Source organism: Microcoleus sp. B4-C2 (genome assembly GCF_036705265.1).
Classification (GTDB): domain Bacteria; phylum Cyanobacteriota; class Cyanobacteriia; order Cyanobacteriales; family Microcoleaceae; genus Microcoleus.
On record NZ_JAUBUB010000011.1, the window covers coordinates 25,192 to 37,405 of the forward strand.

The window sequence follows — 12,214 nt, forward strand, 5'->3', positions numbered from 1 at the left end:
CAGAGAACGCAGAGAACGCAGAGGAAGACAAAGAAGAAGATGACAACTTAGGCAATAATTTGTGTAAAATTTTTAAAATCTAAAATCTAAAATCTAAAATCTAAAATCTAAAATCGAATGAGTATTTTAATTGTTACAGGTGCGGCGGGATTTATTGGCTCTAACTTAGTAGAAACTCTTTTAAATCGAGGGGAGACGGTAATTGGTGTTGATGAGTTCAACGATTATTACGATCCGGCTCTCAAGCGCAAGAATATTGCACGATTTGAAAAGTATCCGGGTTTTGAATTGGTGGAAGGCGATATTTTGTCTCTAAATTGGCGTGGTCTTTTATCTGATGCTAAGGTGATATTTCATCAGGCGGCGCAAGCAGGAGTTCGTGCTAGCTGGGGCGACGGTTTTCGCAGCTATACGGAACGCAATATTAACAGCACTCAAGTATTGTTAGAAGCGGCTAAAGATGCGCCAAGATTGCAAAAGTTTGTCTATGCTTCTTCTTCTTCAATTTACGGCAATGCTGAATCTTTTCCCACGAATGAAAACGCTTGTCCGCAGCCGGTTTCTCCCTACGGAATTACGAAGTTAGCCGGTGAACGTTTGTGCGGACTTTATTACAAAAATTTTGGCGTTCCGACTACTTCCCTGCGCTATTTTACTGTTTACGGGCCGAGACAGCGCCCCGATATGGCTTTTCACAAGTTTTTTAAGTCGATTTTGTTTGATGAGGCGATTTCTATTTTCGGCGACGGATTGCAAACGCGGGATTTTACGTTTATCAGCGATTGCGTTGCTGCGAATTTAGCGGCGGCTGAGGTTCCAGAAGCTGCGGGGGAAGTTTTTAATATTGGTGGAGGAAGTCGGGTAGTTTTGAAGGAAGTTATTGATACAATAGAGAGAATTGTCGATCGACCTATTCGCATAGATTTTACCGAAGCTGCGAGGGGAGACGCGCGGCACACTAGCGCAGATGTGTCTAAAGCCAAGAAAATCTTAGGTTATCAGCCGCAGGTTTCTCTAGAAGAAGGATTGAGGCGCGAATGGGAGTGGATTCAGTCTTTGTACAGTTAGATACTATTTATCCCCAAAATTCCGCAACTTAAATTGAACATTATTAAGTTTTCTCATTCCCCAACTTTTGAGATTTCTCCCCAAGCGAACCAACACATTTGGAGGCGTGAGTTTTGGCTGTGTTTCCGGCGAATTCAAATAACGGTAATGCAGAAATACCTCTCGGTAGGGAATTTCAACATCTTCACCAGCACACAAGCGAGTAAACTTTGCAGCCGAAATACTCATGTAATGCAAATAAGTAAGCCGCCGTCCTTTATCATATAAAACATCATCTATCACATCAAATTGAGAAGACCAATGATTTCCCGTTACCTGTTCGGGTTCAGCATATGCAAAGTTGTAAAAAGATATTTTGCTGCGGGCGACTAAATAGTTAAGTAAAGATTGGTCAGCCCCCCGCAAAGACATAATTTCCGCTTCTCCTGATGTTAATTTTTCTAAAAATTGAGAGCAATTATTTCGATTTAAAACCCCCGCTTTTGACGCAAACCAACCCGCACAAAAAGTATGAGATTGCAGTTCGTCAATATTTAAAATTTGAGGTAATTTGGGGGAGGACAAATCAAATATATAATTGAGGTCGGATTTGTATTGAAAATCGTTTGCTACCCAATCAAAATCATCAAGTTTTTGATAAATATAATCTAGAGAACTCATTAACAGAGTGTCTGCATCAAAATAGATAAATTTATCAAAAGGGCCGTCGAAACAACATAATTTTCGGTGCATTTCCAAACATTGAACTGGTTTCCAACCTTGAGATTTCCATACTTTTTGAGCTTTTGCATGAGTTTTCCAAACTTGAGTCGCAAAGTCTTCCCATAAAATGATGGAATCGGTATTTTCAAACAGGGTGACATGAGGACGAGTTGCAATTTCTACTCGCACTTTTTTCATTCTGTCATCATAGGGAATGATGCAAACAGGAATATTTTTTGCCCCATTGACTTCGAGACTGTTCAATAAAGCGACTAAGTGGTCAAAAACAACATCGTTTGCTAGAATATAAATGCCATCAGTCATCGGATTTTAGATTTTAGATTTTAGATTTTAGATTGAATAATTATACTCATTCAAAACTTGTTTGGTGTCAAAAACACAACAAAATTTATGAATTGTGGAACAGGCATCTTGCCTGTTCTTCCAAGCTTGTTTGGTCTCAAAAATACAACAAAATTTATGAATTGTGGAACAGGCATCTTGCCTGTTCTTCCAAGCTTGTTTGGTCTCAAAAACACAACAAAATTTATGAATTGTGGAACAGGCATCTTGCCTGTTCTTCCAAGCTTGTTGATAATGATACAACATATGAGTTTATCCTCACCTACTCAAAGCAAGAAATATTTTTTGCACTAAGTTTGGTTTTTCCTCATTGAGATAACGATAATGTTTCCAAACTTTCCAATAAGGACTACCCGATTTAATTGGTATCCCAGCCCAGTGAAGATATTTTAACCTTTTGCCTTTGTCATAAAGAACATAATCTATTTCTTGAAAATGTTTAGAACCCGCCCAGCTTCCCGGTTCGCTTGGTGAATCTTTAACAAGATTGCAGCGTTTGGGAATCAGTTTAAGAATGATATAATTTAGTATAGGTTGGTCTGTGACATTTTGAGTAAAGTCAAAATATTCTCGATGCTGCGAACATTCTTGCAAAATTTCATACATTTGCGATTCTGTAATCGTTCCTTTTCGGGAAGCCCAAAAACCGCTGTTGAATACATCTTGAAGCTGTGAGTCTGTAAAGATATTCTGTTCTTTTACAAGTGGTGAAAATACATTTCGCAGTTTTTCGCTGAGGTGGTGATAGTCGCAGCAAAAAAAGTCTACTTCTGATAGTTTGTTAAGGTTGGCTGCGATGTCTTCAAAGACGATGATATCGGTATCGATGTACAGAAATTCGTCAAGGGGGCCAAACCAAACGGCGAGTTTTCGCATTTTGTTAGGGAGGGCTAAAAAGTTGCGATCGAACATTTGGCCAATTTCTCTGGTAAACTGTTCGACAAACTCCAGATTTGGGAACAATTGTACCCCGTGGAGACTGCTGAGTGCGGCTGCGACTTGCTGATAATTGTCGTCGAAGGGAATCAGAAAAACAGGTACTTGACAATTGTACAGACGTATGCTGTTTAGAAGGGCGATCGCACTTTCGATCACTTTATCATTCGCAACAATATAAATACCGCTACTCATACATTTATCCTCAACCTTCTCAATAGCCTTTTTAACAAATTCGGCGCAGAAACCTCAGTATAAGACTTTGGCGCTTGGGCAAAAATCGGACGCTTGGAGGGTTCCCGGAGATAGCGGTAATGCAGGAACAAATCGCGATAGGGAAACTCAATATTTTCGCCCGCACAAACTCTCCGAATTAAATCCGGCGGCACACCAATATAATGAATGTAAGTAAGTCGGTTTCCCTTGTCGTACAAAATCCGATCTTGCTCTTCAAAATGTTTAGAAGTGACGCTACACCCAGTTTTTTCGCCATCCGGGAGGCTATAAGCAAAATTATAGCTATTCATCCCCGTTTTCATCACCATATAATTGAGCAGCGGCTGTTCTCCCGCACCTTCATAGAGAATTTCCGCGTCGCCCGATTGCAGTTGAGCTAACAGCCATTCCCTAGTATTTTGCTCAAACAATCCTTGCTTGCTGGCGTAAAATCCCGAACAAAATATTTCCGAGTCGATCCGATTTTGCTCAAAAACTTCGAGCAGTTTTGGTGACTGAATATTGTATACTTTAGTTGCGTCGCGAAATTGAAAATCATAAACCACAAAATCCGATCCCTCTAATTTCTGAAACACGGCATCAAGGGAATTCATCACCAAAGTATCCGCATCCATATAGATAAACTTTTCAAACGGGCCGTCGAAAGCGCAAAAGCGCCGGTGTGCGCCGTAAAGCCGGAATTTTTGGCGATTCAAACGCTCTGGTGCGGCTGCTTCCATGAATTTATCCCATCGCTGGATTGATGCGCTATTTTCATAAATAAAGACGTTGGGACGGTTAATAATTTCTGCTTGGATTTGCTCTATTTGGTCGTCGAAAGGATAAATACAGACAGGAGTATTTGAGCCTAAGATAATTTCAATACTGTTGAGCAAGGCAATTAGTTGGTCGTAAACTGTATCGTTGGCTAGCGTGCAAATTCCATTCATATCTATAGTCTCGCGAAGGCGGAATTTGTTTATATAGTTGCGGTTTCAACCGCCGAATCATTTAGTAAAATAATAGAGGAGGGCGATCGGGGGAAAACTAGGATAAAGGCTATACCGACGCTACCGCTACGCGAAAACCTATGCCCCAGTATCTGTTGCTCAGCAAGTTCCTGTTGCGGTTGGCACTGCGGCAATTGGCCGCATTGCTGTTCCACGAACCTCCACGTCGCACTCGGTAATCATGTGAGCCAGTTTCCCAAGAACTTCCGTCATTAGGTGCGCCGCTATAGTTATAGTGCCAGCGATCGCTGCACCATTCCCAAACCTGACCGTGCATATCGTACAGTCCAAAGGCATTGGCAGGAAAAATCCCCATAGTCGTTGTTTCTTCACGGTAAAGTCCTTTGGATACCGAAGCGTAGGGGTAGTTTCCGTTATAGTTGACTAAATCCGGGGTAATGGTTTCCCCAAAATGAAATGGCCCTGTCGTACCCGCACGACAAGCATATTCCCATTCTGCCTCGCTCAGGAGGCGATATTTTTTCCCGGTTTTCTGCGAGAGTTGAGTACAGAACTCGACTGCATTTTGCCACGATACATTTTCTACAGGACGTTTTTCACATTGAAACCACGATGGATTATTTCCCATCACTGCTTCCCATACCTCCTGAGTGATGGGGTATTTGCCTGCATAAAAAAAAGGTACTGTTACTCGATGCTGCGGACTTTCGCTCTGATCTCGATCTTTCTCTATTGCCGGGGAACCCATCATAAATGTGCCGCCGGGAATATAAACCATTTCCAGCCAAACTCCATTCCCTAAGTCTTCGGAGAAGAAGCCAGCAAAGGACTGATGGCGACTGTTTTCTCTTCCTTTAGCATCAACTGCAATCACATCAAAGTCAAAAGTAGGAAAATATTTTGGTAACTGCTGTTTTATATTTAATTCATCTCTATTCCTCAGCAGCGAATAGGCTGCAAACTTCATCGGCATCGATTCATCTTGCAGTGCCGCAATTATTAAATCTAAGCCAGCTTCTCCATATTTGATCGCTTCAGATAGTGCAGCAATTTTTACCTCAAGAATCGGTGAAGCCAAACGGCTCTTAACGCCGGGAATCCCCCCTAAAACAGCCGCCGCTATTGGCACTTGAGATTCACCGCCCTTGACGGCATCATATTCTCTGGGTTGACTTTGATTTTCTGTCATTGCGCTATTTCCTAAGATACAAACTTAGACAGCCAATTGAGCAAGTTTAATTCATGGAGAATGATTTGTCTAGCTTCGGCAATTTTATCCCTCGCTTCATGCCAATAATCCGCATTAGCCACAACCTCTTTAATAAATTCTACTCCTTTCTCATCCAGACTCGGCAGCCGCAGAAAACTCCCCGTCGGCAACAACTTATCCGCCGCCGAACCGCCGTAATAAATTGGCAAACACCAAGCTAACAAAGCATCCCAAAGCTTCTCGCTGACATACCAATCGTTTTCGGCATAATTTTCTATAGCTAAGTTGTAATAGTATGGTGCGACGGCGTGCCATTTATTGTTCACAGTCCCGTTCCCGCGCGCCCAAGTTGGCAAGTTTCGCCCGTAAAGGTCAAAATCCAATTCTTGTTCTTGCAGCAATTTTATAAGGTCTAATCTCTGGCGGTGATTGGCGCTGCGGCTAACACCTGAAGTAATCCAAGAACAGGATTTAGTTTTCGGCGGCGCAGGCATTTCATCTAGTTCTCGAAACGAGTTAGAGTGATACCAAATCGCGGGCATATAATCGGGTTTTGGTGCGAAGTCGTCGGGGCCGGAAACGTAACCGCAATAAAGTTTGGCTTGTTCGTAGTTGGCTTTGGTAATCTCAATAACTTCTGGTAAGGGTGGCTCCCGGATCAGGTAAATTATGCGTTCCTTGGGGACACCGCGCAATTTGTCTCGAATGTCGTTTTCTTGGTTTTGATGCCTGTAGCGACGTATTTTATCGACCCACGATTGCTTTTTGGGCGGTTTGGGAAAGTCGAATTGATACATGAGTAAAAAATCGGGTTCTGGGTGATTCGCTAGCATTTGAATGTTGCCCCATTTGCCGAAGTTGTGGGGGGTTTGTTGCCACAGCCAGTCGCTGTAGTTCATGCCTGGGTAAGTGGTGATTGTGCCGATGATTTTTTGGTTCATATCTAATAATAAATCGGGTTTTTGCGTGTGGGCGGGGCGGGTTTATGAGATTATTAATTTTAGGCGATGATTGTTGGTAAAACCCGCCTCTACTGATAATAAATGTGGTTTTTGCGTTGGGCAGGGCGGGTTTATGAGATTGTTTATTTTAGGCGATGATTGTTGGTAAAACCCGCCCCTACGGAATTTTGAATGATGGGATATCGCACTTGCTCATCTACATAGCCCATAATTTTCTGTATCCTATTTTCCCAGGAAAATTGCTTGACAAAATTCATTGTTTCTGCATAACCTTCGATTTTCCTGGGATATTTTGTTAAACTATCTCGAATGCTTTGCGCGAACTGGTGCGGGTTATCCGGTTCGCACCAAGTGGCTGCTATATTTCCCGATTTAAATTCCATTAAAGATGCAATCTCCGTCGCTACAATCGGGGTTCCCGATGCCATGTAATCAAAGAATTTTAAAGGAGATGTGAATGTCGCGGCTTCTGTCAAACAGTGCGGGTGAGTCAAAACATCGGCTGCTTGCAGCAAGCTAGCTAGTTGATTTTGAGGGAGGTAGCCGAGAAATTTAATGTTGTTAACTTGTTTGTCTTTTGCTAACTGCTGGTAGGCTGTTACTTGGGATGAATCACCGCCCGCGATCGCAAATTGAACCAGTGGCAATTCCTTAGCCACATCCACCAACATATCAACACCTTTAAACGGGTAAAGTCCCCCTGCATAAACTGCTAAATGCTGTCTGTCATCTTCTAATAATTGCTGTCGCCAATTCTGGGCAGCTTCTGTTTGTCTCGCGAGAAAAAGATGGTTAAAACCGTTGTGCAGCGTAATTACTTTTTCCGGTGGCATTCCATTCTTAATCATGCTGTCTCGGACAGTATGGGCAACAGTTACGGAAATTTGAAACAGAGGATTGCGGACAATTTCTGATTCAAATTGCTTGTTTTCATGGTGATGCTGTTCATAGATAGCGGGAATTCCGTTTTTAATTGCTGCTTTGACAAAGTTCCAGTCGCGGGTGTGGACAATTTTAGTGGATTTAAGCAGGTGAATCGGTAAGTAGTATTTTGATACTATTGTACTGGAACTCGTCCACTTGCTGTCCCAAAGGTCGATCGGCCACGGCATCGGTAAATCTGCTACTTTTAATTTATCTTGAATATTGTAAATATTGGCAAGTTTGTCATCTGGTTTCCTGGGTTGAAAAGGAAAAAGCAAATCAACCGGATTCAAAGCACTCCAGCCTTTGCGGAGGTATACCAAAACTGCTGGATAACCGAGGTTTGCTGCGGCATTGGCAGAGTGGGCAACTTGAACTAAGCTCGCTACATTGGGTTGTGGCAAGGTATTTCTGGTAAAAAATACATAATATTTGGACATGGTAATTGGTAGTTAGTAAGTGGTAATTAGTAATTGTTGACTGTTGACTAATGACTAATGACTAATGACTACTTTTTAACAGCCTGACGCTTAATAGTATTTTCTATAAATTCTAAAGTAGTGAAAATATTAGCAGCAGAGTGAAATGATTCTCTGATTAACTCGTCTCTTTCTTCGGGAGAGTCTACCATTTCATCTACTAGCATTTTGAGGTAAGCTATCATGGGAGTCAGGCGAGTGCGAATTTCGTAAGAACCTCTAATTAGAGCTTCATCGCGAGCGGTTTCTTCGGCAAATTGCACTGAATACAAGCGAGTGTAGTATCCTCCTTTTGCTAGCAATTCTTCGTGGGAACCCATTTCTACTACTTGTCCGCGATCGATCACGGCGATTTTGTTGGCTTTTTGGACTGTGGAGAGGCGGTGGGCGATGACTAAGGTGGTGCGATCGCAACTCAATTTCTCGATCGCCGCTTGCACGTACCTTTCCGAAACCGTATCCAGCGAACTCGTTGCCTCATCTAAAATTAAGATTTCCGGGTTTTGCAGCAGGGCTCTAGCAATTGAAATTCTCTGACGCTGCCCTCCCGATAAAATCACGCCCCGATCGCCAATTTGAGTATCCAACCCCTCCGGCAACAGTTGGATAAACTCATAAGCATTCGCTCCCTTCGCTGCTTCCACAATTTCTTCCTCAGTCGCTTGAGGCCTAGCGTAAGCAATATTTTCGCGCACTGAAGCATTAAACAAAAACGTATCTTGGCTAACAATACCCATCGCTTGTCTGAGACTTTTCAGCTCAAATTCGCGCAAATCCCTGCCATCGATCGAGATATGACCTTCAGTAGGATCGTAAAATCTCGGCAGTAAATCTGCCAAAGTTGACTTGCCAGAACCCGAAGTTCCTACCAAAGCCAAAGTAGTGCCGTGAGGTAGAAATAAATCAATTCCTTGCAAAACTAAATTTTTGTGGTTAGGATAACTAAAAGATATTTTATTAAAATGAATTCCCGATCGCAAATGAGTGTAAGGCACAGAACCGTTCAGCATAAATGGCTTGTCCTCGCAGCTCAAAAAATCATTAACCACCTCTACACTAGCCGACGTATTAGCAAATTGACTGCGCCCGCTATTCAACTGTGAAATTAAAGGAATTAACCTAAAAAGTACCAATAAGTAGGTTAATAAAATTGTAGCAATAGACTCTATCTCATTCGCAAATATGGTGCGACCTATAAATACAATCAAAATTATAACTATCAAATTAACAACTTCGTTAATTGGGGCGATCGCCGCATAATTTACCTGAGCCTGAAAATCCGCTTGTTCTCGCCTTTGAATTAAATACTTGATCCGCTGATACTCCCTTTCCTCGTTCCCAGTTGACTTGACCAGCCGAATCCCCGTAATGGTTTCCAGCACCCTAACCGAATAATCTTTCGACATTTCAGAAAGCAGGTGGCCAAAATGCTTGGAACGGTTAATAATATATTGATTTGCCCAAGCAACTAACGCCAGCAAAACTGTAGCTGTCACCGTCAGTTTCCACGAGATCGAAAGTAGCAGACCCACAAAAACCAAAACCGTGATTGAGGTAGTAAACATTCCGATGGCCGTACCAACGGCACTAGCAGTCCGACCAATCTCTCCGCCCAATCTATTAATTAAATCGCCGACTTTAGTTTTAGAGTAAAAATCTAAATCTACTTCTAACAACAACCGCAAACCTGCTTCTCGCAAATCAAAAGTCAAAGATCGCGTCAAAGAAGTAGCTACTAAAGTATTGATATAACTCGCAACATTTTTAAAAAAAATTGCCAGCACAACCGCCCCGGTCATCAACATTAAACGCTGATTTTCGGGCATTCCCTCAAAGGGATACATCAAAGTTTTAATTAGAGATGGAGCGCCGCGCAGCTCGATAGCGTGATCTAAAAAACTTAAAAGCACTGGTACAATCAGAGTAGTGCTGATACCGTTGAATAAAGCGCCAGAAAAGCCCAGCATCACAGTTAAGAGAATCCTGCCGGGATATCGTCTGGCAAATTTTAGGAGTAGCTTATTGGCAGACATGAAGCATTCCCAGCTAAACAGTACGGCATCTCAAAATATTCTTTAATAACAGCCAGTTTTTCTTCCTCCCGTGAGTCGGTTTAAAATAACATTTACATACCTGCGATTATATCTGAAAGTATCGGTTTCATTGCTTGAATACTATATTTTTTCACACATCTTTCCCGAGCTTTCATTCCTTGTAAATTAGCCGCTGTCAAATGTTGAAATATCCATTGAATTTTTTGTGAAATTTGAGCGGGAGAACTCGGATCGACTAAATAACCCGTTCCTCCTAAAATTGCTGGAATATCCCCCACTCGCGTAGATAAAACAGGCTTAGCCATTGCCATACCATCTGTCAGCTTGAGCGGAAACTGAGCCACGGCTGTGAGAGTTTCTCGCTGAGGAACAACGACAACATGAGCCGCCGCTACAACCGACGGCATTGTCTCCACCGGAAACCTTGGCAGTTTAATAATCCAACGCCCCCATTGTTTCACAAGTTTATCATCATAATCATCATAAGGACTCCCACCGACGATCGCTAATTTTAAATCGGGCTCATTTAACTGTTCGAGGGCCATCAAAACATCCTCAACACCTTTGTGAGGTCGCGGTGCCCCCGGAAACATCAGAACTCTATACCCGGACAAGCCGTAACGCTGTCTGCTCAATTCAGGATTGTATTTAGCAGGGTCGAACATTGCAGTATCCTTACCATTAGGCAAATATACACCACCAAAACGCTGTTTTAAAAACTCAGTATCAACGGTGACTGCATCCGCACGGTGAATGAGACCTTCCATCCACTTGAGATAGAGGGGATGATCTGGTTCTCTCAATTGACCGTTATGTTTAAAAATATCTCGATAAAGTTGTTTGAAAGAGGGACGGTATTGCCATTCATCTCCCCCGTACCAGCTCAGTTCCCAGTCGTCTATATCTAAAATTATAGAGTGGCGAGTCGCCAGTTTTTTTAGCAGTGATAATCCAAAGCTTGTAGGTTTAGGTTTAACTGCATAAATAATATCCCCATCTATTTTTTTCCAAAGTTTTTGAGCATCCATTAAAAACCCCGGATAATTTTTCCCCGGTATCGCACATACCGGGATGTCTCTGGGAGGAGTAGCGTACAATTCCTTGCCAAACTGAAATCCAACAACTTCTACATCACATTTAAGCTCTATCAAGACTTGAGCTAATAAAAAAGCACGAATTGCACCTCCTCCTGACAAATCGCTCACTACTAATGAAACTTTCACTGAGTATTTTGTTTAAAACATTTGTTTAATTTTCCTGCTTAACCGAGCTTTTGTCAAGGCGATGGGGACTCACGCACTCCCGACCAAAGCAACCAGGTTTTTAACCACGGGAAAGGGCAGCAACGCGTCTTTTGGTAAAAAAACACAATAATGAACCCAAGACTGTTATTCAAGCCAGCAATAATTCTTCTAGGTAAATTTTCGGATATGTTGAGGCTAATTTTTTTGTGTTTGGGCAAAACTTTGTTGCTTTTGATGCAGTTTGCCAACAAACTTTAATTATTTTAAACGCCAGGGATTGTTAAGTTGATTTGGTAAAAATATTTTAGCCGTGCGATCGACTATTCTAGTAAAGAGCGATCGCGTCACGTTCTTCGCGTACTGAGGGCGGTAAGGATAAGTGCAGTGCATTACTTTAATCGGTTTGTCGATCGTATAAACATCTTTCCACTTATCCAAGTAGTTGTAAACCGGGGACAAAGTTGTCATTTTCGGTTTCACTGATTCAACAGCCGCCGCAAAAGCTCCCTGGTCTTTCAACAGTAGCACATTTTGATGCGCCACTACCATCTCGAAATATTTCTTAAAGTTTATAAACAATTCCTGAGTTTTACTGCTTTTCGTAAAACCGATAAATCCGCCATTGTATTGAACGCTATTTTCATTTAGCGGCAACCCGACAGACTGCAAAGTTGACAGAATATCCTGCTTGACTCTTAATAAATTTGCAGCTTTAGCAATCGCAGGCTGCACATCTTCTGTTATCAGCAAATCTACTTCATCAAGATAGTCAAAAACTTCATATATTGGCGATAGCAAACAAATATCGCAGTCCAGATAAATAGTTTTCTCAAAAGGAGATTGTTGATACAAAGCCAGCTTAGCTAGCCGCGACGCTAAAACAGGATTTTCGTGAGACGGTGCAGGTTTCAATATGACATTTCCAAACACCTGAAGTAAAGGATATAAAATTAGAGGGACTCTATCTATTAAAATAATAATTGGTTCGCGGTGAAACTTCCTGACTGAAGCTAGAAAATGTATGCAGTCTTGAAATGAGTACAATCCAATTAAAATGGTGATAAATCCTCTATACATCTCTTTTC

The 12,214-nt window shown here is 42.0% G+C and carries 11 protein-coding genes; 1 reads left to right on the forward strand and 10 read right to left on the reverse strand.

Features of this window, described 5'->3' with window-relative positions:
* Positions 1 to 117 precede the first annotated feature (117 nt).
* Positions 118 to 1,068, forward strand: a complete 951-nt coding sequence (locus QUB20_RS06260; protein ID WP_333244810.1) for an NAD-dependent epimerase/dehydratase family protein — start codon at positions 118 to 120, stop codon at positions 1,066 to 1,068.
* Positions 1,069 to 1,071: 3 nt separating this feature from the next.
* Here the strand turns inward: QUB20_RS06260 and QUB20_RS06265 are convergent, their stop codons facing one another.
* From QUB20_RS06265 to QUB20_RS06310, 10 genes are all read right to left on the reverse strand, one after another.
* Positions 1,072 to 2,094, reverse strand: a complete 1,023-nt coding sequence (locus QUB20_RS06265) for an Npun_R2821/Npun_R2822 family protein (RefSeq protein WP_333244807.1) — start codon at positions 2,092 to 2,094, stop codon at positions 1,072 to 1,074.
* 50 nt (positions 2,095 to 2,144) lie between these two features.
* The gene (locus QUB20_RS06270; RefSeq protein ID WP_333291246.1) at positions 2,145 to 2,339 is read right to left on the reverse strand and encodes a hypothetical protein; all 195 of its coding nucleotides are present in this window, start codon (positions 2,337 to 2,339) and stop codon (positions 2,145 to 2,147) included.
* Between the two features lie 52 nt (positions 2,340 to 2,391).
* Positions 2,392 to 3,264, reverse strand: coding sequence for an Npun_R2821/Npun_R2822 family protein (locus QUB20_RS06275; RefSeq protein ID WP_333244802.1), 873 nt, complete (start codon positions 3,262 to 3,264; stop codon positions 2,392 to 2,394).
* Positions 3,261 to 4,235: an Npun_R2821/Npun_R2822 family protein gene (locus tag QUB20_RS06280; protein WP_333244799.1), complete on the reverse strand. Its 975-nt coding sequence runs from the start codon at positions 4,233 to 4,235 to the stop codon at positions 3,261 to 3,263. Before QUB20_RS06280 ends, QUB20_RS06275 begins: the two co-directional genes overlap by 4 nt.
* A gap of 109 nt (positions 4,236 to 4,344) precedes the next feature.
* Positions 4,345 to 5,445 carry a formylglycine-generating enzyme family protein gene (locus QUB20_RS06285; RefSeq protein ID WP_333244795.1) on the reverse strand — a complete coding sequence of 367 codons (1,101 nt, stop codon included), beginning with the start codon at positions 5,443 to 5,445 and terminating at the stop codon, positions 4,345 to 4,347.
* Positions 5,446 to 5,456: 11 nt separating this feature from the next.
* Positions 5,457 to 6,407 (reverse strand): glycosyltransferase family 10 domain-containing protein, encoded by a 951-nt coding sequence (locus QUB20_RS06290; protein WP_333244792.1) that lies wholly within the window; start codon positions 6,405 to 6,407, stop codon positions 5,457 to 5,459.
* Positions 6,408 to 6,550: 143 nt separating this feature from the next.
* Positions 6,551 to 7,792, reverse strand: coding sequence for a glycosyltransferase family 4 protein (locus QUB20_RS06295; RefSeq protein WP_333244789.1), 1,242 nt, complete (start codon positions 7,790 to 7,792; stop codon positions 6,551 to 6,553).
* A 68-nt stretch (positions 7,793 to 7,860) separates the two neighbouring features.
* Positions 7,861 to 9,864, reverse strand: coding sequence for an ABC transporter ATP-binding protein (locus QUB20_RS06300; protein WP_333240036.1), 2,004 nt, complete (start codon positions 9,862 to 9,864; stop codon positions 7,861 to 7,863).
* A 92-nt stretch (positions 9,865 to 9,956) separates the two neighbouring features.
* The gene (locus QUB20_RS06305; protein ID WP_333244786.1) at positions 9,957 to 11,108 is read right to left on the reverse strand and encodes a glycosyltransferase family 4 protein; all 1,152 of its coding nucleotides are present in this window, start codon (positions 11,106 to 11,108) and stop codon (positions 9,957 to 9,959) included.
* A gap of 279 nt (positions 11,109 to 11,387) precedes the next feature.
* A complete protein-coding gene (locus tag QUB20_RS06310) occupies positions 11,388 to 12,206 on the reverse strand; it encodes a hypothetical protein (protein WP_333053825.1) in 819 nt (272 codons plus the stop codon).
* Positions 12,207 to 12,214: the final 8 nt, after the last annotated feature.

Excerpts from the sequence above, each read along its gene's own strand:
- QUB20_RS06260 (WP_333244810.1), top strand. The coding sequence starts at position 118 with ATGAGTATTTTAATTGTTACAGGTGCGGCGGGATTTATTGGCTCTAAC.
- QUB20_RS06285 (WP_333244795.1), bottom strand. The coding sequence starts at position 5,445 with ATGACAGAAAATCAAAGTCAACCCAGAGAATATGATGCCGTCAAGGGC.
- QUB20_RS06280 (WP_333244799.1), bottom strand. The coding sequence starts at position 4,235 with ATGAATGGAATTTGCACGCTAGCCAACGATACAGTTTACGACCAACTA.
- QUB20_RS06270 (WP_333291246.1), bottom strand. The coding sequence starts at position 2,339 with ATGCCTGTTCCACAATTCATAAATTTTGTTGTGTTTTTGAGACCAAAC.
- QUB20_RS06290 (WP_333244792.1), bottom strand. The coding sequence starts at position 6,407 with ATGAACCAAAAAATCATCGGCACAATCACCACTTACCCAGGCATGAAC.
- QUB20_RS06295 (WP_333244789.1), bottom strand. The coding sequence starts at position 7,792 with ATGTCCAAATATTATGTATTTTTTACCAGAAATACCTTGCCACAACCC.
- QUB20_RS06310 (WP_333053825.1), bottom strand. The coding sequence starts at position 12,206 with ATGTATAGAGGATTTATCACCATTTTAATTGGATTGTACTCATTTCAA.
- QUB20_RS06300 (WP_333240036.1), bottom strand. The coding sequence starts at position 9,864 with ATGTCTGCCAATAAGCTACTCCTAAAATTTGCCAGACGATATCCCGGC.
- QUB20_RS06275 (WP_333244802.1), bottom strand. The coding sequence starts at position 3,264 with ATGAGTAGCGGTATTTATATTGTTGCGAATGATAAAGTGATCGAAAGT.
- QUB20_RS06265 (WP_333244807.1), bottom strand. The coding sequence starts at position 2,094 with ATGACTGATGGCATTTATATTCTAGCAAACGATGTTGTTTTTGACCAC.